The sequence below is a fragment of the Amycolatopsis bartoniae genome, from assembly GCF_014191255.1.
GTDB classification, from domain to species: Bacteria; Actinomycetota; Actinomycetes; order Mycobacteriales; family Pseudonocardiaceae; genus Amycolatopsis_E; species Amycolatopsis_E bartoniae.
This window is the reverse complement of the sequence record NZ_JACHWH010000002.1, coordinates 668,482-689,682: the sequence shown is the minus strand read 5'-3', so window position 1 is coordinate 689,682 and position 21,201 is coordinate 668,482. Positions and strand designations below refer to the sequence as shown.

Below are 21,201 nucleotides of genomic sequence, written 5' to 3'. Positions count from 1 at the left end.
ATGACAGTCCTTGGCGACAAGCTGACCTCGTTGCTGGGCAAGAAGACGGCGACGGCGCTGGACGAGGCGCTGGGCATCGTGACCGTCGCCGACCTGCTGCGCCACTACCCGCGCCGCTACGCCGAGCGCGGCGAGCTGACGAACATCGCGGGCCTGGAGATCGGCGAGCACGCCACCGTCATGGCGCGCATCGAGAAGGTCAACAAGCGCCGGATGCGCAACAAGCCCGGCTGGATCCTCGAAATGACCATCACCGACGGGCAGCGCAGGCTGGAGTGCGCGTTCTTCGGCAATGCCCACCAGCGCGAGCGGGAGCTGCAGCTGGGCAAGACGGGCCTGTTCGCGGGCAAGGTCACCGCGTTCCGCAACAAGCTGCAGCTCGCGAACCCCGAGTACCAGATGCTCGACGAGAACAACGAGAGCGCCATGGACGACTTCGTCGGCGCGATCATCCCCGTCTACCCGGCGGCGTCGGGCGTGCCGTCGTGGTCCATCGCGCGGTGCGTCCGGCAGGTGCTGGACACGCTGGAGCGCGAGGAGGACCCGATGCCGCAGGCGCTGCGCAAGCGCTACGGCTTCCTCGAACTGTTCGACGCGCTGCACGCCATCCACCGCCCGCAGGACCAGCGCGCCCTCGACGCCGCGCGCGAGCGGCTCAAGTGGGACGAGGCGATGGCGATCCAGCTGATCTTCGCGCAGCGCCGGTTCTCCACGGTGTCGCGGCCCGCGCCCGCGTGCCCGCCGAAGCCGGGCGGTCTCCTCGAAGCGTTCGACCAGCGGTTGCCGTTCGAGCTGACCAGCGGGCAGCGCGAGGTGGGCGACCACATCGCGGCGGATCTGGAGCGCGAGCACCCGATGAACCGGCTGCTGCAGGGCGAGGTCGGCAGCGGCAAGACCGTCGTCGCGCTGCGGGCGATGCTCCAGGTCGTCGACTCCGGGCGCCAGGCCGCGATGCTCGCGCCCACCGAGGTCCTCGCCGCGCAGCACGCGCGCTCGCTGCGGGAGATGCTGGGCGAGCTCGGCCAGGCGGGCGAGCTGGGCGCGGCGGAGCAGGCCACGAAGATCACCCTGCTCACCGGTTCGATGCCCGCGAAGGAGCGCAAGCAGGCGCTGCTGGACGCGGCGAGCGGCGCGGCGGGCATCGTGGTCGGCACGCACGCGCTGATCCAGGACACGGTGTCCTTCGCCGACCTCGGGTTCGTGGTGGTCGACGAGCAGCACCGCTTCGGCGTCGAGCAGCGGGACGCGCTGCGTACGCGGGGTGCGAACGACACGAGCCCGCACGTGCTGGTGATGACCGCGACGCCGATTCCCCGCACGGTCGCGATGACCGTGTACGGCGACCTGGAGACGTCGGCGCTGCGCGTGATGCCGGTCGGCCGCTCGCCGATCTCCACCACCGTCGTGCCCGTCGCCGAGAAGCCCGCGTGGCTGGACAGGGTGTGGCAGCGGGTGCGCGAGGAGGTCGCGAAGGGGCACCAGGCGTACGTGGTGTGCCCGCGGATCGGTGACGAGCCGCCGTCGGACAAGAGCGACAAGCGCCCGCCGCTCGCGGTGCTCGACGTGGCGGCCGAGCTGGAGGCCGGGCCGCTCGCGGGGCTGCGGATCGGGATCCTGCACGGCCGGCTCGCCGCCGACGAGAAGGACGCGGTGATGCGCGCCTTCGCCGCCGGGAAGCTCGACGTGCTGGTGGCCACCACGGTGATCGAGGTCGGTGTCAACGTGCCCAACGCGACCGCGATGGTGATCATGGACGCGGACCGGTTCGGCGTGAGCCAGCTGCACCAGCTGCGCGGCCGCGTCGGGCGGGGCAGCGTGGCCGGGCTGTGCCTGCTGGTCACCGAGGCGCTCGACGGCACGTTCACTCGGGAGCGGCTGAACGCGGTCGAGTCCACCACCGACGGCTTCGAGCTTTCGCGCCTGGACCTGGAACTGCGCCGGGAAGGCGACATCCTCGGCGCCGCCCAGTCGGGCAAGCGGTCGAGCCTCAAGCTGCTGTCGCTGCTGCGGGACGAGGAGACGATCGCCGAGGCGCGCCTGCGGGCGCAGGAGATCGTGGCGGAGGACCCGGCGCTGACGGACCACCCCGGGCTGGCGGACCTGGTGGCGGCGGTGGTCGACGGCGAGCGGGCGGAGTACCTGGAGAAGTCCTGACCGCCCGATAGTGGGACAGCGTTTGTGCCTTGTGGGTGAGCGGGTCACCCTGCGGATGTGAACAGGTTTCCGGCGCGTACCGCGATCTCGTTGCTCCTGACCGTCGCCGCCACGCTGACGGCGGCCGCTCCCGCACTGGCCGAATCCGGCAGGCAGGACAACCCGCCGAGCTGGGGCCTGGATCGCATCGACCAGCGCGACGGGGCCACCGACCACCTCTACCGCTACGACACGACGGCCGACCAGGTGACGGTGTACGTCATCGACACGGGTGTCGACGGGACGCAGGCGGAGTTCGGCGCCCGGGTCGAAGCGGGGCAGAACTTCGTCGACGGCAACACCGACACCACCGACGGCAACGGCGACGGCACGCGGCTGGCGAGCATCCTCGGCGGGCAGACGTACGGCGTCGCGAAGGGCGTGCGCATCGTTCCGGTGAAGGTGCTCGACAACAGCGGGAACGGCAACCTGCTGAACATCATCTCGGGAATCGGGTGGGTCGCGCAGAACGCGAAGCAGCCCGCGGTGGCCGTGCTCGGCATCGGCGGCCCCGCGAACGACCAGCTCGACAAGGCGGTGCAGACACTGGCCGCGGCGATGCCGGTGGTGGTGCCCGCGGGCTGGAACGCCGCGGACGTCTCGACGACGTCGCCCGGCCGCGTGCCGGACGTGCTGACGGTGGGCGCGATGGACTCCAGCGGCGCGGTGTCGCCGAAGTCGAACTTCGGCGCGGGCCTCGACCTGTACGCGCCCGGGGTGGACATCCCGTCGAGCTCGCCGTCCGGCCCGGTGAACACGTCGGGCACCTCGATGGCGGCGGCGTTCGTCGCGGGCGCGGCAGCCCTCTACCGCGCCGAGCACCCGTCCGCAACCCCAGCGGAGGTCACCGCGGCGCTCGTCAGGAACGCCACGGCGAACGTCCTGACGGGCGTCCCGCAGGGCACCCCGAACCGGCTTCTCTGCACCGTTTCCGAGAACGTTTCCGAAGCTCAATGACGTCCATCACCCGGGACTGAACTCCCGCGTGACGGGATCGGCAAGGTAACGTCAGCCCTCCACCGATCCGTACGCCAGAGGAAGGACCGGGCATGTTCCGGAAGGTACTCGTCGCCAACCGTGGTGAGATCGCCATCCGTGCCTTCCGCGCCGGCTATGAGCTGGGCGCGGGCACGGTGGCGGTGTTCCCGTACGAGGATCGCAACTCACTGCACCGGCTGAAGGCCGACGAAGCCTACGAAATCGGCGTCGAGGGCCACCCGGTGCGTGCCTACCTGTCGGTCGACGAGATCGTCGGCGCGGCGAGGAAGGCCGGGGCCGACGCCATCTACCCCGGTTACGGTTTCCTGTCCGAGAACCCCGATCTCGCGCTGGCCTGTGAACAGGCCGGGATCACCTTCATCGGCCCCAGCGCGCAGATCCTCGAACTGACCGGCAACAAGGCCCGCGCCGTGGCCGCCGCCCGCGACGCCGGCGTGCCCGTGCTCGGCTCGTCCCAGCCGTCGACCGATGTGGACGCCCTCGTGGCCGCCGCCGACGAGATCGGCTTCCCGGTCTTCGTCAAGGCCGTCGCCGGTGGCGGTGGCCGCGGGATGCGGCGCGTCGACGACCCGGCGAACCTGCGCGAGTCGATCGAAGCCGCCGCGCGCGAGGCCGAGTCCGCGTTCGGCGACCCGACGGTGTTCCTGGAGAAGGCCGTCGTCGACCCGCGGCACATCGAGGTGCAGATCCTCGCGGATGGCGAGGGCAACGTCATTCACCTCTTCGAGCGCGACTGCTCCGTGCAGCGGCGCCACCAGAAGGTCATCGAGCTGGCCCCGGCGCCGAACCTCGACCCGGAGCTGCGCGAACGGATCTGCAACGACGCCGTCGCGTTCGCCCGCAAGATCGGCTACCGCAACGCGGGCACCGTGGAGTTCCTGCTCGACAAGCAGGGGCAGCACCACTTCATCGAGATGAACCCGCGCATCCAGGTCGAGCACACGGTCACCGAGGAGGTCACCGACGTCGACCTCGTGCAGTCGCAGATGCGCATCGCGTCCGGCGAGACGCTGGCGGACCTCGGCCTGTCGCAGGACAAGGTCTACCTGCGTGGCGCGGCGATGCAGTGCCGCATCACCACCGAGGACCCGGCGAACGGGTTCCGCCCGGACACCGGGATGATCAGCGCCTACCGCTCGCCCGGTGGTTCCGGCATCCGGCTCGACGGCGGTACCGCCTTCGCGGGCACGGAGATCAGCGCCCACTTCGACTCGATGCTCGTCAAGCTCACCTGCCGCGGGCGGGACTTCAAGACCGCGGCGAACCGCGCCCGCCGGGCGCTGGCGGAGTTCCGCATCCGCGGGGTCGCCACGAACATCCCGTTCCTGCAGGCGGTGCTGGACGACGAGGACTTCCGCAACGGCCGTGTCACCACGTCGTTCATCGAGGAGCGCCCGCACCTGCTCACCGCGCGGCACTCCGCCGACCGCGGCACGCGCCTGCTGACGTACCTCGCGGACGTCACGGTCAACAAGCCGCACGGCGACCGCCCGCGGCTCGTCGACCCGGCGAGCAAGCTGCCGGAGGTGCCGAACGGCGAGCCCGCCGCCGGGTCGAAGCAGAAGCTCACCGAGCTGGGCCCGGAGGGCTTCGCACGCTGGATGCGGGAGTCCCCGACGGTCGGCGTCACCGACACGACGTTCCGCGACGCGCACCAGTCCCTGCTCGCCACGCGCGTGCGCACGAAGGATCTGCTCGCCGTGGCCCCGGCCGTCGCGCACACCCTGCCGCAGCTGCTGTCGCTGGAGTGCTGGGGCGGCGCGACCTACGACGTCGCGCTGCGGTTCCTCGCCGAGGACCCGTGGGAGCGGCTCGCGCGGCTGCGTGAGGCCGTGCCGAACATCTGCCTGCAGATGCTGCTGCGCGGGCGTAACACCGTCGGCTACACGCCGTACCCGACGGAGGTGACCAACGCCTTCGTCGAAGAGGCCACCAACACCGGCATCGACATCTTCCGCATCTTCGACGCCCTCAACGACGTCGAGCAGATGCGGCCCGCCATCGAGGCGGTGCGCGAGACCGGCAAGGCCGTCGCCGAGGTCGCCCTCTGCTACACCTCGGACCTCTCGGACCCGGCCGAGAAGCTGTACACATTGGACTACTACCTGAAGCTCGCCGAGCAGATCGTCGGCGCCGGGGCGCACGTGCTCGCCATCAAGGACATGGCGGGCCTGCTGCGCGCACCCGCCGCGGCGAAGCTGGTTTCCGCGCTGCGCAAGGAGTTCGACCTGCCGGTGCACATCCACACCCACGACACCGCAGGCGGCCAGCTGGGCACGTACCTCGCGGCGATCGGCGCGGGTGCGGACGCGGTGGACGGTGCGGTGGCGTCGATGGCGGGCACCACGTCGCAGCCGTCGCTGTCGGCGATCGTCGCGGCGACCGACCACTCCGAGCGGCCGACGGGCCTGAGCCTGCGGGCAGTCGGGAACCTGGAGCCGTACTGGGAGATCGTGCGCAAGATCTACGCGCCGTTCGAGGCGGGGCTCGCCTCGCCGACCGGCCGCGTGTACGACCACGAGATCCCCGGCGGGCAGCTGTCCAACCTGCGCACGCAGGCCCGCGCGCTCGGCCTCGGCGACCGGTTCGAGGACATCGAGGCGATGTACGCAGCCGCCGACCGGATCCTCGGCCACCTGGTGAAGGTCACGCCTTCGTCCAAGGTGGTCGGTGACCTCGCGCTGCACCTCGTCGGCGCCGGGGTGTCGCCGGAGAAGTTCGAGGCGGAGCCGAACAAGTACGACATTCCGGACTCGGTGATCGGCTTCCTGCGCGGCGAGCTGGGCGACCCGCCCGGCGGCTGGCCGGAGCCGTTCCGCACCAAGGCGCTCGAAGGCCGCGCCGAGCCGAAGCCGGAGACCGAGCTGTCCGCCGAGGACCGCGAAGGGCTGGCGAACGACCGGCGCCGGACGCTCAACCGGCTGCTGTTCCCGGCGCCGACGAAGGAGTTCGAGGCGCACCGCGAGGCGTACGGCGACACGAGCGTGCTGCCGAGCAAGGACTTCTTCTACGGGCTGCGCCCGGGGGAGGAGTACCAGGTGGACCTCGAACCGGGCGTACGGCTGCTCATCGAGCTGGAGGCCATCGGCGAGGCCGACGAGCGCGGCATGCGCACGGTGATGTCCAGCCTCAACGGACAGCTGCGGCCGATCCAGGTGCGCGACCGCTCGGTGGCGTCGGACCTGCCGGCGGCGGAGAAGGCCGACAAGGGCAACCCGAAGCACGTCGCCGCGCCGTTCGCCGGGGTCGTCACGCTGTCCGTGCGGGAGGGTGACGAGGTGGCCGCGGGCGCCACGGTGGCCACGATCGAGGCGATGAAGATGGAGGCGTCGATCACCGCCGCGACGGGCGGCAAGGTGGGCAGGCTCGCCATCAACTCGGTCCAGCAGGTCGAGGGCGGCGACCTCCTCCTGGTGCTGGAGTAGCAGAACGGCCGTGTACTTTCCCGCGGATTTCCTGTGGGAAAGTACACGGCCTCCGATTCCGGCAGTTCGGGCGAATCAGCCTCGCGGGTATGGGCGTGAAGTCCCGGTAAGTGCTTGAATGAGGTACGTGGTCACCTCGCGCAACGCTGCCGCTGAATCCGTCTACGGTCTGATCCGTGCGGTGCTGGGCAGCGCAATCCCGCTCCGTATCCGCTGCTGGGACGGGAGCGAGGCCGGTCCGCCGGACGCTCCGGTGCGGCTGGTGCTGAGGCGCCGCCGGGCGTTGCGCAGGCTGCTGTGGGCGCCGAACGAGCTCGGTATCGCCCGGTGTTTCGTGTCGGGGGATCTCGACGTCGAGTCCGATTTCTTCGAAAGCCTTTCCCACCTCGAACGCGTCGTCGGCGCGCAGTCCGGCACGCTGGCCGTGGACGGCGCGGTCAAGCGCGACGTCATCAAGACCGGGCTGCGGCTGCGGGCGTTCGGCCTGCCGCCCAAGCCCCCGGCCGAGGAGATCAGGCTGGCCGGGCGGCTGCACTCGAAGCGCCGTGACGCGGAGGCGATCAGCCACCACTACGACGTCGGCAACGACTTCTACGCGCTCGTGCTGGGCCCGTCGATGACCTACTCGTGCGCGGTCTGGGACGACAACGCGAAGACGCTGGAAGACGCCCAGACGGCGAAGGTCGACCTCGTGGCCCGCAAGCTCGGGCTGCACCAGGGCATGCGGGTCCTCGACGTCGGCTGCGGCTGGGGCACGTTCGTCATCCACGCCGCGCGGGAGTACGGCGCCCACGCGGTCGGTATCACGCTGTCGCAGGCGCAGGCCGACTTCGCCCGCAAGCGCGTGGCGGAGGAGGGCCTGTCGGACCTGGTGGAGATCCGGGTCCAGGACTACCGGGACGTGCACGACGGCCCGTTCGACGCGATCTCCAGCATCGGCATGGCGGAGCACGTGGGCCAGTCGATGCTGCCGACGTACGCGAAGACGCTGTACGACCTGCTCAAGCCGCAGGGCAGGCTGCTCAACCACGCCATCTCCCGCAAGGCGGGCGTGCCGGGCCACACGAACGACAAGACGTCGTTCATCAACCGCTACGTCTTCCCGGACGGCGAGCTGGAGCCGGTGAGCGTCATGGTGAGCGCCATCGAGGAGGCGGGCTTCGAGATCCGCGACGTCGAGGCGCTGCGCGAGCACTACGCCCTGACCCTGCGCGCATGGGTCGCGAACCTGGAGGCGCGCTGGTCCGACGCGGTACGGCTGACCAGCGAGGGCCGCGCCCGGGTGTGGCGCCTGTACATGGCCGCGTCGGCGCTGACCTTCGAGAGGGGCTCGATCGGCGTGAACCAGGTACTGGCGGTGAAGGAACAGGACGGAAAGTCGGGGATGCCGAGGACGCGGAAGGCGTTGTTGTCCTGAGCAGGAGCCGCGCTGCGCGCGTGAAGCCGCGCTGCGCGCGTGAACTGTGGTTGCGTGGGCGCCCCGATTTTTGAGTGTTTAACGGTCGGCACGCCGCGTCAAGGGCGCCTTCGGCGTCGCTTCGCGATGAGGCTTCGCCTCACCCTTGACACGGCGCGTCGACCGCTAATGACGGCTTTGTATCGGGGACGGGGGAGGTCTGGGCGGGTGCCGGGCTGGGTTTCGTTGCCGGGTGTCCGGTTTTGTTTATGTGGCCAGTAGTTCGTACGAGCGCACTCGGTCTTTGTGGTTGTGCGTCATTGTGGTGAGCATCAGTTCGTTCGCGCCCGTGTCCTGGGCCAGGGCGTTCAGGCCTTTGTGCACCGTTTCCGGGGTGCCGATCAGGTGGCTGCCGAACTTTCGCTGCAGCACTTGCCGATCCTCATCGGTGTAGTCGTAGGACGCTGCGGTCTCCGGGGTCGGGAGCTTGATCGGGTGGCCGTGGTGTCTGCTCAGGAAACGGAGCTCCGCCGGGCCCGCCAGCCAGTCGGCTCGCTCCTGCGTTTCCGCGCAGACCACGGCCACGCTCAGCATCAGGTACGGCTCCCGCAGCGCCTCGGACGGGCGGAACGACTCCCGGTACACCCGCACCGCTGGCAGGGTGTTCCTCGCGCTGATGTGGTGGGCGAACGCGAACGGCAGTCCCAGCTCTCCCGCCAGCTTCGCGCTGAAGCCGCTCGAACCCAGCAGCCACACCGGGGGTTTGTGGCCGATCGCGGGGATGGCGTGCACCGTGCGCGTCTCGTCCGGCTCGAAGTACGTCAGCAGCTCAGCCAGCTGCTGCGGGAAGTCCGCCACGTTCCGCGCGCCCCGCAGCGCCGCGGCCGTTGTGCCGTCCGTGCCTGGCGCTCGGCCTATCCCCAGATCGATCCGGCCGGGATGCAGGGCCTCCAGCGTGCCGAACTGCTCGGCCACCACGAGCGGCGCGTGGTTCGGCAGCATGATCCCGCCCGAACCCACCCGCAGGCCGGTCGTCACCTGCGCGAGGTGCGCCACCAGTACGGCCGTCGCGGCGCTGGCCACGCCCGGCATGTTGTGGTGCTCCGCCACCCAGTACCGGTGGTACCCCAGCTGCTCGACCCGCCGGGCCAGATCCAGGCTGTTCCGCAACGCCGTGCCAGCGTCACCACCGTCCGGGATCGGTGCCAGGTCCAGCACTGACAGCGTCACAGCCATTCCCGGTCGGTGGCCACCACCGTCAGCTGCTGCGTGGCACGGGTGAGCGCGACGTACAGCACCCGCCGTCCCGTGGTCGACTCCGTGATCAGCTCCGTGGGCTCCACGAGCACCACCGCGTCGTACTCCAGTCCCTTCGAGTCCAGACTGCCGACGACCTTCAACCGCTCGTCCGCCTGCCCCTGCAACCAGCCTCGCACCTGCGGCACCCGGTCCATCGCGCAGATGACACCGACCGTGCCCTCGACCGCGTCCAGCAGCTCCTTCGCCGCGGCCTCCGTCGCACTCTCGACACCCGCCTGCTCGACGATCCGCACGTCCGGCTCCAGGCCCGTCGTGCGCACCGCCTCCGGCAGCTCACCCGCCTCGGCGTGCCCGGCCACGACCTTCGCGGCCAGGTCGAAGATCTCCTTCGAGTTCCGGTAGTTCGTCCGCAGCGTGTACCGGCGCCGCGCGGTACGCAGGCCGAACGCCTGGTCCCGTGCCTGCGCGGCCTCCTCCGGATCGGGCCACGAGCTCTGCACCGGGTCGCCGACGACCGTCCAGCTCGCGTACTTCCCGCGCCGCCCGATCATCCGCCACTGCATGGGCGACAGGTCCTGCGACTCGTCCACCACGATGTGCGAGTACTCGTCGTAGTGCTCGGGCCGGTGCGGGCCCTGACCCTCGCTGCCGCGCGCGGCCGGCGCCGCGTCCAGCTCCACCGACTGCACCCGGCGGCGCCGCTTCGGCGGCTGGCCCACCAGTACCCGCAGCTCGTCCAGCAACGCCACGTCCGCGACCGACCACTCCCGCTCGCGGTCGGCGAACGACGCCGCCAGCAGGTCGACCTCGTCGCGGCTGAGCACGCCCTTGCCCGCCCGCGTGAGCCGCGCCGGATCGCCCAGCCAGCGCAGGATCTCGCCCGGGTACAGCACCGGCCACCACACGACGAGGAACCGGTGGAAGTCGATCCGCTCACCCAGCTCGGTGATCAGCTCCGCCCGTTCGACGCTGCGTCCGTCGGCCTTCGCGTTCTCCTCGGCCTTGTCCGCCAGCGCCTCCAGCAGCGTCTCCGCCGCCCGCACGCGGGACCGGTTCGGCGGCCCGCCGTGGCCGTGCACCTTGCGGCGCACCTTCTCCAGCTCCTTGCCCCGCAACCGGAGCACCTCGCCGCGGTAGACGATCCGCAGCTCGTCCGGCACGTCCGGCGGCGTGTCCCGCATCGCCCTCGTCAGCACCTTGCGCATCCGCAGCGAACCCTTGATCGCCGCGAGCGGCGCGGAGTCCTGGCGCGTCGCGACCACGCCGTCGAGCACCTCGCCCAGCGCCCGCAGCTCCACGTTCGTCTCGCCCATCGACGGCAGCACGCGCGAGATGTAGTTGGTGAACACACCGGACGGACCCAGCACGAACACGCCCGCACCACCCAGCTGGCGGCGGTGGCGGTACAGCAGGTACGCGGCGCGGTGCAGCGCGACGGCCGTCTTGCCGGTGCCCGGCCCGCCGGTGATCTCGGTGACGCCACGCCACGGCGCGCGGATGACCTCGTCCTGCTCGCGCTGGATCGTGGCGACGATGTCGCGCATCTTCTCCCCGCGCGACCGCCCCAGGGCGGCCATCAGCGCGCCCTCGCCCACCACCTGCATGTCCTCGGGCACGGCGTCCGGGATCAGCACGTCGTCGTCCACGTCCAGCACGTTCTGCCCGGAGCAGCGGATGACGCGGCGGCGCACCACGTCCATCGGCTCCTCGGCGGTGGCCTGGTAGAACGCGGCAGCGGCGGGCGCGCGCCAGTCGGTGACGAGGTTGTCGAACTCGGCGTCGCGGATGCCCAGGCGGCCGACGTAGATCTTCTCGCGGCTGGTCTGGTCCAGCCGGCCGAACACGAGACCCTCGTACTCGGCGTCGAGCGTCTGCAGGGTCTGGTTGGCGTGGAACACCATCATGTCCCGCTCGAACAGCATCGACGCCTGCTCGAACACCGCCTCGCGCTGCGCGCCGTGCCCGATCTCGTAGCCCTTGGCGCGCATGGCCTCCGCCTGGGCCCGCAGCTCGGCGAGTCGGCGGTAAACGCGATCGACGTGCTCTTGCTCGATGGCGATCTCGGCCCGTCTGACCCGAGGTTCCGACACGCAGCGCTCCTACGACTCACTCCCGCAACAGGAAGAACGACTCTACGCGTGCCGCCCGAACCCTTCACCAAGTCCCGGCGACAAAATCACGGCTGCGAAGATGGGCCGGTGACCAGGATCGTCGCCGGACGGGCGGGAGGCAGGCGGCTCAAGGTGCCGCCCCAGGGCACGCGGCCGACCTCGGAACGGGTCCGGGAATCCCTGTTCAACGCGCTGCAGGCGGCCGGTGAGCTCGACGGCGCGCGGGTGCTGGACCTCTACGCCGGATCCGGTGCGCTGGGGCTGGAGGCGCTCTCGCGCGGCGCCGCCGACGCGGTGTTCGTCGAGTCCGACCGGCGGGCGGTGCAGGTGCTGCGGGGGAATGTGGCGGAACTCGCGCTGGGCGGCGTGGTGCGGGCCGGGCAGGTGGAGGCCGTGCTGGCCCAGCCCGCCGAGAAGCCGTTCGACCTGGTGCTGGCCGATCCGCCGTACGCGGTCGACGCGGCCCGGCTCGCTGTGATGTTGACCGCGCTCGCGGCGGGCGGCTGGCTCGCCGAAGACGGTTTGGTGGTCGTCGAGCGGGCGCAGCGCGACGGCGAACCGGACTGGCCCGCGGGATTCGCGCCGGTCCGGGCGATGCGGCACGGCGACACGGCGCTGTACTGGGCGGAGTACGTCACTTCGCCGCGCCACGAGCCGTGATCACCGGGTAACGTCCGCGCCATGGTGCGTGCGGTCTGCCCCGGTTCCTACGACCCCGTGACGAACGGGCATCTGGACGTCATCGAACGGGCTAGCAAGCTCTTCGACGAGGTCGTGGTGGCCGTGATGATCAACAAGAACAAGAAGGGCCTGTTCTCGATCGACGAACGGCTCGCGATGATCACCGAGATCACCGACGCACTGCCCAACGTGCGCGTGGACTCGTGGCACGGCCTGCTCGTGGACTACTGCAGGCAGCACGGCATCGCCGCGATCGCCAAGGGCCTGCGCTCGGTCAGCGACTTCGACTACGAGCTGCAGATGGCGCAGATGAACCGTGAGCTGTCCGGTGTCGAGACCCTGCTGATGTCGAACAACCCGCGGTACGGCTTCGTGTCCAGCTCGCTGGTCAAGGAGGTCGCGACGTACGGCGGGGACGTGAAGAACCTCGTGCCGGGCGTGGTGTTCGAGCGGCTGACGGCGAAGCTGGCCGAACGCTCTTGACACGCGGGGCCCAACCTCCCCGGCCTTTCCGTCCCGACCCGGCAAACTGGAACGAGCCAGCGCGAAGGGCCAGCCAAGGAGTTGCCGTGTACCGGGTGTTCGAGGCTCTCGACGAGCTCGTCACGATCGTGGAAGAGGCACGCGGGGTGCCGATGACGTCGAGCTGCGTGGTGCCGCGCGGGGACGTGCTGGAGCTCCTCGACGACGTGCGCGACGCCCTCCCGCAGGAGGTCGACGACGCGCAGGACGTGCTCGACAAGCGGGACGAGCTGATCGACAAGGCCCGCGCCGAGTCCGACGCCATGGTCAACGGCGCCCGCGCCGAGGCCGACACCACGCTGACCGAGGCCACCGAAGAGGCCCAGCGGATGCTGGAGGACGCCAGGGCGCGTGCCGAGCAGATCATGGCCGACGCACACGCCGAGGCCGAGCGCATGATCGCCGCGGGCCAGGCCGAGTACCAGAACCTCGTGGAGCGCTCGCGCGCCGAGTCGGAGCGGATGATCGAGGCCGGGCGCGCCGGTTACGAGCGCGCGATCGAGGACGGCCGCCACGAGCAGGCACGGCTGGTCTCGCAAACCGAGGTCGTGCAGGCCGCACACGCCGAGTCCGCCCGCATCGTGGACGAGGCGCACGCCGAGGCCGACCGCCAGCGCGCGGACTGCGACGCGTATGTGGACGGCAAGCTCGCCGAGTTCTCCGAGCTGCTGTCCACCACCCTGCGCACGGTCGACTCGGGCCGCAACCACCTGCGGACGCCGCCGGGCATGAGCTCACGCACCCCGCTGTACGACTTCCAGCCCTGAGGGCCGGTACCCTGGTGGGGTTGCCCACCTCACCGATGATCCGAGTGCACTCACATGTCTGACGACAAGACTTTCCTCGACACGCGCAACCCCTGGGTGGTCGACACCCGGGAGCTGGGGCGCCGTGCCGGGCTGAGCCGTACCCTCCGGCGGACCGTCCCGGTGAGCACCGTGCTGGGCGTGCCCGACGTCATCGTCGTGCCGGAGGGTTCCGAGATCGACCTCGACCTGCTGCTGGAGTCCGTCGTGGAGGGTGTGCTGGTCACCGGCACCGCCACGGCGCGGACCACCGGCGAGTGCTCGCGCTGCCTCGACCCCATCGAGGACGAGGTCGAGATCGAGCTCACCGAGCTGTTCGCCTACCCAGGGTCCACCACCGACGTCACCACCGACGAGGACGAGGTCAGCAGGCTGGTCGACGACCGGCTCGACCTTGAACCGATCGTGCGGGACGCGCTCGTGCTGGCCCTGCCGCAGGTGCCGCTGTGCAGCGAGGACTGCCCGGGGCTGTGCCAGGAGTGCGGCAGGAAGTGGGCCGATCTCGAGCCCGGACACGGGCATGAGACGATAGACCCTCGGTGGGCCGCGCTGGTCGAGCGTCTTGGTGATTCTCCGGCGGGTGGCCCCGACCAGGAAGCTTGACGAGCACCAGCTCGTGGGCAGTGGAAAGCAGGCTCGCGTCAGCGAGCGAACCTTGAACGAGGAGATGTAGTCGTGGCCGTCCCGAAGCGGAAGATGTCGCGAGCCAACACGCGCACCCGCCGGTCGTCGTGGAAAGCGGCCCCGGTGCAGCTGGTGCCCTGCCAGAACCGCGCCTGCCGGCAGCCGAAGCCGCAGCACGTGGCCTGCCCGACCTGCGGCCAGTACGACGGTCGGCAGGTCGTCGAGCCCGCCTGAGGCTGACGCTGATGGGGGGTAAGTCGAAGCCGGGAGGACCGGCTGCCGACCCAGCATCACTGCTCGAAGCGCTCGGCGTCGACCTCGACGCCGAGCTGCTTCATCTTGCGCTGACCCACCGTTCTTACGCCTACGAGAACGGTGGGCTGCCGCCCAACGAGCGGTTGGAGTTCCTGGGTGACGCCGTGCTCGGGCTCGTCGTCACCGACCACCTGTACCGCACGCACCCCGACCTGCCCGAGGGGCAGCTCGCGAAGCTGCGGGCCAGCGTGGTGAACATGCACGCACTGGCGGGGGTCGCGCGCGGCCTCGGCGAGGGCGGGCTGGGCGCGCACCTGCTGCTGGGCAAGGGCGAGGAGCTCACCGGCGGCAGGGACAAGGCGAGCATCCTGGCGGACGGCCTCGAAGCGATCATCGGTGCGGTGTACCTGGCGCACGGGATCGACGCGGGGCGCACCCTGGTCCACCGCCTGTTCGACCCGCTGCTGGCGGAGGCGCCGCTGCGTGGGGCCGGGCTGGACTGGAAGACGAGCCTGCAGGAGCTGACCGCGTCGGCGGGGCTGGGTGTGCCGGAGTACAAGGTGGAGGACACCGGCCCGGACCACCGCAAGGAGTTCAGCGCCACGGTGCTGATCGCCGGCCGCGACCTCGGCCACGGCGAGGGCACCACGAAGAAGGAAGCGGAGCAGAAGGCCGCCGAAACCGCGTGGCGCGCGCTGAACGAAGAGCTCAAGCCCCAGCAGGACTAGCGCGCGGGCTCAGCCGTGCTGGGCGAGTGGCTCGGAATTGGCGTCGAGCGCGGCGAGGACAGCGTCGCCGTTCGCCTTCGCCCACTCGGTCAGTGTGTGGATCGGATCGGTCAGCGTCGCCCCGAGCGGGGTGAGCTCGTACTCGACGCGGGGCGGCACCTCGGCGTACGCGTGGCGGCGGACAAGTCCGTGTGCCTCCAGCCGGCGGAGCGTCTGGGTGAGCACCTTGCGGGAGATGCCGCCGATCAGCTCGACCAGTTCGCCGTGGCGCACCGGGCCCTTGCTGAGTCCGGCGAGCACGACCACCGTCCACTTGTCGGCGATCAGCTCGACCGCCAGCCGTGCCGGGCAGTCGGCGAGGAAGAACTCACCGGGACCGAAACCGCTCATGGCGCCAAAGGTACCTGCCGGTTCCCATCGGAAACCTAGCGTGGGGTTTGTTCCCCCAGAGCTAGGAGAGTCATGCGAGTCATCACCCAGCAGGTGCTCGGCGGTCCCGAGGTGCTCACCATCGTGGACGCGCCCGAGCCTCGCCCCCTGCCGACCGAGGTCCTCGTTCGCGTCGAGGCGATCGGGCTGAACCCGCTGGAGGCGCGGCTGCGCGCCGGTGAGTTCCCGCTGATCGGCCAGCCGCCGTTCGTCCTCGGCTGGGACGTCAGCGGAGTGGTCGAAGCGGCGCGGACGTGGCGGTTCAGGCCCGGCGACGAGGTGTTCGGAATGCCGTGGTTTCCCAGGGCCGCCAACGCGTACGCCGAGTTCGTGGCCGCGCCGGCGTTGCACCTGGTACGCAAGCCGGTGTCGCTCCCGCACGTCGAAGCCGCGGCGTTGCCGGTGGTCGGGCTGACGGCGTGGCAGGGCCTCGTCGACCTCGGCGGCGTGACCGCGGGCGACCGTGTCCTGGTCCACGGCGGTGGCGGCGGGGTCGGCCACGTCGCGATCCAGATCGCGAAAGCCCTCGGCGCACACGTGACCACCACGGCCGGCGGGAGCAAGCGGGAGTTCGTCGAGCGGTTCGGCGCCGACGAAGTGATCGACTACGCGACGACCGACTTCGCCGAGGTGGTCCGCGACGTCGACGTCGTGCTCGACACCGTCGGCGGGGACACCGCCGAGCGGTCGCTCGGGGTGCTCCGCCCAGGGGGCCACCTGGTGACCGCGGTGGCGGACGAGGACACGGACCTGATCGCCAAGTTCGAGGCGGCGGGCCTGCGCTTCAGCGGCATCGGGGTCGACCCGGACCCGGTCGCACTGCGAGGTCTGGTCGACCTCGTCGAGCAGGGCAGGCTGCGGGTGCACGTGCAGGAGACCTTCCCGTTCGAGCGGGTCGCCGACGCACACAGGCTGCTCGACGCCGGTCACCTCCAGGGGAAGCTCGTCCTCACCGTCTGAGCCCGGAGGCCCCAGCAGGACTAGCCGAAGCGCCCGGTGTCCAGCGCGAGCCCGATGGGCTCCGGAAGGTCGACGGTCTCACCGAACGGCGTTGTGGTGCTGCGCTGGTAGGCCCCGTCGACGGGATCGGAGAAGACGGTGACCCGCGCCTTCGGCTCGTGCCAACGGTCGATGAGCACGTAGATGCCGACACCGCCGGAGGCGTAGGCGTCCTTCTTCGTCGTGCGGTCGGGGAGCGGGTTGCTCGCCGAAGTGATCTCCACGACCAGCAGCGCGTGAGTGGAGAGGAGGAGCCGGTCGTCCGCCTCGACCGGCGCGTCCTCGGGAGCGACGACCAGGTCGGGGATGAAGACCTTGTGCGCGCCCGCGATCCGGAGGCCGTGGGTCTGGTACACCGCCCACTCGTCGGGGATCCCCTTGATCAGTGCCTTGTGCACGAGATGAGCTATCGCCTTGTGGTCGTGGTCCGGTGATGGTGTTACCGCGATGCCCCCCTCGGTGATTTCGGCTCGCCAGCCGTGGGGCAGGTCGAGTGTCTGCCACATGCGCAGCAGTTCCGGCCACCCGGCAAGGCGTTCGGCGGCAAGGCTCATCGCGTCCACCTCCTCGTCCGGAACAGCGTAGCGCGGACAGTAACCTGGGGGAGTGCCGGAACTTCCCGAGGTAGAGGTGGTCCGCGCCGGGTTGCAGGCGCATGTGGCGGGGCGCGTCATAGCGCACGTCGAGGTCCTGCACTCCCGTGCGATCAGGCGGCACGAGCTGGGGCCGGAGGACTTCACGGGCCGCCTGGCGGGTGCGACGGTCGTCGCCGTGCGGCGGCGGGGGAAGTACCTCTGGCTGGAGCTGTCGGACAAGGAGGCGATCCTCGCGCACCTCGGGATGAGCGGGCAGATGCTCGTCCAGCCGGAGGGCGCCCCGGACGAGAAGCACCTGCGCGTGCGGGTCCGGTTCGCCGACGGGGGACCGGAACTGCGTTTCGTGGACCAGCGCACCTTCGGCGGTCTCGCGCTCGCCGACCTGGTGGACACCGGCACGGAGCTGCTCCCGGCGACCATCGCACACATCGCGCGGGACCCGATGGACCCGGCGTTCGACCCGAAGCAGGCGGTGCGGGCGTTGCGTTCCCGCCGCACGGAGGTCAAGCGGGCACTGCTGGACCAGACCCTGGTCTCCGGAGTGGGCAACATCTACGCCGACGAGGCACTGTGGCGCGCCCGCCTGCACTGGTCCCGCCCCACGGAGAAGCTCACCAACGCACAGGGCACCCTGCTGCTGGAAGCGGCCACGGAGGTGATGGGCGAGGCCCTCCAAGCGGGCGGCACTTCGTTCGACGCGCTGTACGTGAACGTCAACGGCCAGTCGGGCTACTTCGAGAGGTCCCTGAACGTCTACGGCCAGGAAGACCGCCCCTGCCGCCGCTGCGGTACCCCGATCAAACGGGAACCGTTCATGAACAGGTCCTCGTACTACTGCCCCAGATGCCAGCCGAAACCACGGCAGCCGAAGGCCTGACCACAACCAAAACGGTACCCGGCAGCAAAGGCGGCCCGGCACACGCCCGGACCTCCCCCGTCCCCGATCCCCAGCTGCATTAGCGGTTGGCTTGCCGGGTCAAGGGTCGCGCAGCGATCGCGAAGCGACGCCGAAGGCGCCCTTGAGGCGGCAAGCCAACCGTTAAACGATCAGGGGAAAGGGGCGGGGGTGGCCGGGCGGAACGAGGGCGCCCAGCGCCCGGTCAAGTCCGCACCCAAACCGACCACGGCTCACGCGTGCAGCCCCTAAGCTCCCCGCCCGGTTTTCTGCTGCAACTCGTCGATCATCCGCGAGGCGTCCGCCTTCGACAGGTTCTCCGGCACCTCCACCTGCGCCTCCTGCGCGAGCGTGTGCAGGTAGGACCGCTGCGGGCCTGTCATCGGCTCCTCGCCCGTCGTCCAGTCCTGGGGATCCTTCTCCGGGTTTTCGCTCATGTGTTCCCAGTACCCACGCGGCGCGAAAGCCAATCCTCCTCGCGAACAGACCGAGGGCCCCGCACCGCCAGGATGCGAGGCCCTCGGACGAGTGAAACTCAGCTGTTCAGACCCACCCGCGCGGCGAGGTGCGCCAGCAGCTCACGGCCGCGTTCGGCGTTGCGCGGCTGGCTGAGCACGTCGTACCGCCGGGCGACGAGCTGACTGTGCGAGACGAAGTCCCGCTTGCCCCGGCTCGCCCCGTAGCTCACCGCGGCGAACACCATGCTGAACGCCACGCCGGCCACGAGTCCGATCACGATCGGCAGCAACCCGGCGCCGGTGCCGAACATGCTCAGCAGCAGTCCCACGAACAGACCGAACCAGGCACCGGACCCCGCGGCGCTGCCGAGCACCCGGCCCCAGCTGAGCTTGCCGGCGACGCGCTCGACGAGCATCGGCTCGACGCCGACGATCGTGACGTCCGTGACCGGGAAGTCGTTGTCGGCAAGGTGGTCGACGGCCCGCTGGGCCTCCTCGTACGAGGAGTACGACCCGATCGGCCAGCCGGTGGGCAGAGTGGGCAGCTGGGGGTTCGCGGGGGCGTTGCTGAACGCGGTCTGCGTGAAAGCTTGGGTCATCTCACTCACCTCTCTACCCTCGTCAACGGTTACCCCGCCCCCGTTGTGCCTTATGCCGGATTTTCACAGCTGATTTTCAGGTGTGGCTTCGGCCACTCAGTCCAGCTGTAGCTCGGGCTGGTAGATGTCGAACCAGTGGTGCAGGTCGAGCGTCTGGTTCAGCCCGTGTCGCGCCCCGCCCTTCACGGACTGCGGGTCGGTGTCCACGACCTCGGTCAGCCAGTTGCGGTCGACCAGGGAGAACACCGGGCTGTCGGGCGTCGCCAGCACCTCCTTCACCTGCTGCTGCAGCGCCGCCACGTAGCCGGGGTCCTGTGTGGACGGATACGGGCTCTTCACCCTGTCCACGACGGACTGCGGCAGCACGTGCTTCGTCGCGTGGCGCAGGAGGCTCTTCTCCCTGCCGTCGAACGTCTTCAGCGACCACGGCGTGTTGTAGACGTACTCGACGAGCCGGTGGTCGCAGAACGGCACACGCACTTCCAGTCCGACGGCCATCGACGCGCGGTCCTTGCGGTCGAGCAGCGAGCGCACCATGCGGGTCAGGTGCAGGTGGCAGAACGTGCGCATGCGCTGCTCGAACTCACTCGCCCCGTCGAGCTGGTCGACCTGTGCGACCGCGGTGCGGTACTGGTCGGCGATGTACGACGGGACGTCCAGCAGCTTGCTCACCTCCGGGCGGAGCACGTCGCTGTTGTCGAGCATCCCGGTGCGGAACGCGAGCCACGGGAAGGTGTCCGCCTTGCGCACCTCCTCGTCGTGGAACCACCGGTACCCGCCGAACACCTCGTCCGCGGACTCACCGGACAGCGCCACCGTCGACTCCGACCGGATGGCCTTGAACAGCAGGTACAGCGAGGCGTCCATGTCACCGAGACCCGCCGGGATGTCCCGCGCGGTGATCACGGCGCGCCGCACCTCGGGATCGGTCAGCGCGCCCGGGTCGAGCATGACGTCCTTGTGCGCCGATCCGACCAGCTTCGCGACGTCCCGGATGAACGGCGAGTCCGGCGTGTCACGCATCTCGTCGGGCTGGAAGTTCTCCTCCTGCCCGAAGAAGTCGACCGAGAACGTGCGCAACTGCTCGCCGTCCTCGGCCAGGCGCGCGGCCGCCAACCCGGTGATGGCGCTGGAGTCCAGGCCACCGGACAGCAGCACGCAACGGGGCACGTCGGCGACGAGCTGCCGGTGCACGATGTCCGTCATCAGCTCGCGCACCCGCGCGACCGTGGTCTCCTGGTCGTCGGTGTGCTCGACGGCGTCGAGCTTCCAGTACGTGTGCGTGTGCACGCCACCGCGGTCGACGCGCACGATCGTGCCCGGCTCGACCTCGTACATGCCCTTCCACAGCGACCAGCCCGGCGTCTTGGTGAAGGCGAACAGCTCGCGCAGCCCGTCGGCGTCGACGACCTTGCGTGCCGACGGGTTCGCCAGGATCGCCTTCGGCTCCGAGCCGAACAGCACGCCGTCGCGGGTGGGGTAGTAGTAGAACGGCTTGATCCCCATCCGGTCGCGGATCATGACGAGCTTCTCGTCACGGGCGTCCCAGATCGCGAAGGCGTACATGCCGTTGAGGTGGTCGGCGACGGCCTCGCCCCACTGCAGGTAGCCGTGCAGCACGACCTCGGTGTCGCTGTCGGTGATGAACTCGTGCCCCAGCCCGGCCAGCTCCGCGCGCAGCTCGGTGAAGTTGTACGCCTCACCGCTGTAGACCATGGCGACCTCGCCGTTCGGCGTGTGCACCGACATGGGCTGGCGCCCGCCGGGCAGGTCGATGATCGCGAGCCGGCGGTGGCCCAGCGCGGCGTGCGGCGCGACCCACGTGCCCTCGTCGTCGGGGCCGCGGCAGGACATCGTCTCCGTCATCGCGTCGAGCGTCTCGCGGCGCTGGGTGAGGTCCGCGTCGAACGCCACCCAGCCGGTGATTCCGCACATGAAGTTCCTGCCTCCCGAAAGCTTAGCTAGCACAACTATGCGTAACACAGTGGTAACACACGTGCGCGATCCGTGTCTGCCCGAATCGCCCGCTGTGTCCGACCGGATTACGGGGAGTGTGCTCAGCCTCACCAGGCGTCAAGAAGGCGTAAACGCCGTGCCGTGCGCCGTCAAGAGGTCGTCAGGGCAGGTCAAGGCGCCCGGCGCGGGCCGCACAGTGGTCGCGGGCGGTCACCGGACGAGGTGACCCACGAAGAGAGGTGCGGGATGGCGGACCTGCTGTACGCCGT

Annotated in this window: 19 protein-coding genes; 12 read left to right on the top strand and 7 right to left on the bottom strand. The window is 70.2% G+C overall.

Annotated elements, in window-relative coordinates; genetic code table 11:
- The 4 genes from recG to FHX82_RS15145 all read left to right on the top strand — a co-directional run bounded on the left by recG (position 1) and on the right by FHX82_RS15145 (position 8,034).
- A complete protein-coding gene (gene recG / locus FHX82_RS15160) occupies positions 1–2,154 on the top strand; it encodes an ATP-dependent DNA helicase RecG (RefSeq protein ID WP_145938229.1) in 2,154 nt (717 codons plus the stop codon).
- 57 nt (positions 2,155–2,211) lie between these two features.
- Entirely contained in the window at positions 2,212–3,150 is a 939-nt protein-coding gene (locus FHX82_RS15155) for a S8 family peptidase (RefSeq protein ID WP_308431593.1), read from the top strand.
- A 92-nt stretch (positions 3,151–3,242) separates the two neighbouring features.
- Positions 3,243–6,617 carry a pyruvate carboxylase gene (locus FHX82_RS15150; protein ID WP_145938230.1) on the top strand — a complete coding sequence of 1,125 codons (3,375 nt, stop codon included), beginning with the start codon at positions 3,243–3,245 and terminating at the stop codon, positions 6,615–6,617.
- A gap of 118 nt (positions 6,618–6,735) precedes the next feature.
- Positions 6,736–8,034 (top strand): SAM-dependent methyltransferase, encoded by a 1,299-nt coding sequence (locus FHX82_RS15145; RefSeq protein WP_145938231.1) that lies wholly within the window; start codon positions 6,736–6,738, stop codon positions 8,032–8,034.
- Positions 8,035–8,280: 246 nt separating this feature from the next.
- On the opposite strand, the gene FHX82_RS15140 is transcribed toward FHX82_RS15145, so the two are convergent.
- Positions 8,281–9,249 carry an LLM class flavin-dependent oxidoreductase gene (locus tag FHX82_RS15140; protein ID WP_183176636.1) on the bottom strand — a complete coding sequence of 323 codons (969 nt, stop codon included), beginning with the start codon at positions 9,247–9,249 and terminating at the stop codon, positions 8,281–8,283.
- Entirely contained in the window at positions 9,240–11,363 is a 2,124-nt protein-coding gene (locus FHX82_RS15135; RefSeq protein WP_145938117.1) for a HelD family protein, read from the bottom strand. Before FHX82_RS15135 ends, FHX82_RS15140 begins: the two co-directional genes overlap by 10 nt.
- Positions 11,364–11,471: 108 nt before the next feature.
- Here FHX82_RS15135 and rsmD point away from each other — a divergent pair, with 108 nt between their 5' ends.
- The 6 genes from rsmD (at position 11,472) to rnc (ending at position 15,000) form a co-directional block, all read left to right on the top strand.
- On the top strand, positions 11,472–12,044 hold the full coding sequence (gene rsmD / locus FHX82_RS15130) for a 16S rRNA (guanine(966)-N(2))-methyltransferase RsmD (RefSeq protein WP_145938118.1): 573 nt from the start codon (positions 11,472–11,474) through the stop codon (positions 12,042–12,044).
- Between the two features lie 21 nt (positions 12,045–12,065).
- On the top strand, positions 12,066–12,548 hold the full coding sequence (coaD, locus tag FHX82_RS15125; protein WP_145938119.1) for a pantetheine-phosphate adenylyltransferase: 483 nt from the start codon (positions 12,066–12,068) through the stop codon (positions 12,546–12,548).
- 86 nt (positions 12,549–12,634) lie between these two features.
- Entirely contained in the window at positions 12,635–13,354 is a 720-nt protein-coding gene (locus FHX82_RS15120; RefSeq protein ID WP_145938120.1) for a DivIVA domain-containing protein, read from the top strand.
- Positions 13,355–13,408: 54 nt separating this feature from the next.
- Positions 13,409–13,996 carry a YceD family protein gene (locus FHX82_RS15115; RefSeq protein WP_145938121.1) on the top strand — a complete coding sequence of 196 codons (588 nt, stop codon included), beginning with the start codon at positions 13,409–13,411 and terminating at the stop codon, positions 13,994–13,996.
- A gap of 72 nt (positions 13,997–14,068) precedes the next feature.
- Positions 14,069–14,251 carry a 50S ribosomal protein L32 gene (gene rpmF, locus FHX82_RS15110; protein ID WP_091516752.1) on the top strand — a complete coding sequence of 61 codons (183 nt, stop codon included), beginning with the start codon at positions 14,069–14,071 and terminating at the stop codon, positions 14,249–14,251.
- A gap of 11 nt (positions 14,252–14,262) precedes the next feature.
- Positions 14,263–15,000 (top strand): ribonuclease III, encoded by a 738-nt coding sequence (rnc, locus tag FHX82_RS15105; RefSeq protein ID WP_145938122.1) that lies wholly within the window; start codon positions 14,263–14,265, stop codon positions 14,998–15,000.
- Between the two features lie 9 nt (positions 15,001–15,009).
- Here the strand turns inward: rnc and FHX82_RS15100 are convergent, their stop codons facing one another.
- Positions 15,010–15,390 carry a winged helix-turn-helix transcriptional regulator gene (locus FHX82_RS15100; protein ID WP_145938123.1) on the bottom strand — a complete coding sequence of 127 codons (381 nt, stop codon included), beginning with the start codon at positions 15,388–15,390 and terminating at the stop codon, positions 15,010–15,012.
- Between the two features lie 72 nt (positions 15,391–15,462).
- Between FHX82_RS15100 and FHX82_RS15095 the strand changes: the two genes are divergently transcribed.
- The gene (locus FHX82_RS15095; RefSeq protein ID WP_145938124.1) at positions 15,463–16,389 is read left to right on the top strand and encodes an NADP-dependent oxidoreductase; all 927 of its coding nucleotides are present in this window, start codon (positions 15,463–15,465) and stop codon (positions 16,387–16,389) included.
- A gap of 20 nt (positions 16,390–16,409) precedes the next feature.
- Here FHX82_RS15095 and FHX82_RS15090 read toward each other — a convergent pair whose 3' ends face one another.
- Positions 16,410–16,982, bottom strand: a complete 573-nt coding sequence (locus FHX82_RS15090) for a Uma2 family endonuclease (protein ID WP_183176635.1) — start codon at positions 16,980–16,982, stop codon at positions 16,410–16,412.
- A 52-nt stretch (positions 16,983–17,034) separates the two neighbouring features.
- On the opposite strand from FHX82_RS15090, the gene mutM reads away from it, so the two are divergent.
- Entirely contained in the window at positions 17,035–17,901 is an 867-nt protein-coding gene (gene mutM, locus FHX82_RS15085; RefSeq protein ID WP_145938126.1) for a bifunctional DNA-formamidopyrimidine glycosylase/DNA-(apurinic or apyrimidinic site) lyase, read from the top strand.
- A gap of 266 nt (positions 17,902–18,167) precedes the next feature.
- Here mutM and FHX82_RS15080 read toward each other — a convergent pair whose 3' ends face one another.
- The 3 genes from FHX82_RS15080 to asnB form a co-directional block, all read right to left on the bottom strand.
- Positions 18,168–18,356 (bottom strand): DUF3072 domain-containing protein, encoded by a 189-nt coding sequence (locus FHX82_RS15080; RefSeq protein WP_145938127.1) that lies wholly within the window; start codon positions 18,354–18,356, stop codon positions 18,168–18,170.
- A gap of 98 nt (positions 18,357–18,454) precedes the next feature.
- Complete coding sequence (locus FHX82_RS15075; RefSeq protein WP_145938128.1) at positions 18,455–18,976, bottom strand: YflT domain-containing protein; 522 nt, start codon at positions 18,974–18,976, stop codon at positions 18,455–18,457.
- A gap of 96 nt (positions 18,977–19,072) precedes the next feature.
- The gene (gene asnB, locus FHX82_RS15070; protein ID WP_145938129.1) at positions 19,073–20,911 is read right to left on the bottom strand and encodes an asparagine synthase (glutamine-hydrolyzing); all 1,839 of its coding nucleotides are present in this window, start codon (positions 20,909–20,911) and stop codon (positions 19,073–19,075) included.
- Positions 20,912–21,201: the final 290 nt, after the last annotated feature.

What these genes read in the sequence shown, in the direction of transcription:
- recG (WP_145938229.1), top strand. Translation starts at nt 1, where the DNA reads ATGACAGTCCTTGGCGACAAGCTGACCTCGTTGCTGGGCAAGAAGACG.
- FHX82_RS15150 (WP_145938230.1), top strand. Translation starts at nt 3,243, where the DNA reads ATGTTCCGGAAGGTACTCGTCGCCAACCGTGGTGAGATCGCCATCCGT.
- FHX82_RS15145 (WP_145938231.1), top strand. Translation starts at nt 6,736, where the DNA reads ATGAGGTACGTGGTCACCTCGCGCAACGCTGCCGCTGAATCCGTCTAC.
- FHX82_RS15140 (WP_183176636.1), bottom strand. Translation starts at nt 9,249, where the DNA reads ATGGCTGTGACGCTGTCAGTGCTGGACCTGGCACCGATCCCGGACGGT.
- coaD (WP_145938119.1), top strand. Translation starts at nt 12,066, where the DNA reads ATGGTGCGTGCGGTCTGCCCCGGTTCCTACGACCCCGTGACGAACGGG.
- FHX82_RS15115 (WP_145938121.1), top strand. Translation starts at nt 13,409, where the DNA reads ATGTCTGACGACAAGACTTTCCTCGACACGCGCAACCCCTGGGTGGTC.
- rnc (WP_145938122.1), top strand. Translation starts at nt 14,263, where the DNA reads ATGGGGGGTAAGTCGAAGCCGGGAGGACCGGCTGCCGACCCAGCATCA.
- FHX82_RS15100 (WP_145938123.1), bottom strand. Translation starts at nt 15,390, where the DNA reads ATGAGCGGTTTCGGTCCCGGTGAGTTCTTCCTCGCCGACTGCCCGGCA.
- FHX82_RS15095 (WP_145938124.1), top strand. Translation starts at nt 15,463, where the DNA reads ATGCGAGTCATCACCCAGCAGGTGCTCGGCGGTCCCGAGGTGCTCACC.
- FHX82_RS15090 (WP_183176635.1), bottom strand. Translation starts at nt 16,982, where the DNA reads ATGAGCCTTGCCGCCGAACGCCTTGCCGGGTGGCCGGAACTGCTGCGC.
- FHX82_RS15080 (WP_145938127.1), bottom strand. Translation starts at nt 18,356, where the DNA reads ATGAGCGAAAACCCGGAGAAGGATCCCCAGGACTGGACGACGGGCGAG.
- FHX82_RS15075 (WP_145938128.1), bottom strand. Translation starts at nt 18,976, where the DNA reads ATGACCCAAGCTTTCACGCAGACCGCGTTCAGCAACGCCCCCGCGAAC.
- asnB (WP_145938129.1), bottom strand. Translation starts at nt 20,911, where the DNA reads ATGTGCGGAATCACCGGCTGGGTGGCGTTCGACGCGGACCTCACCCAG.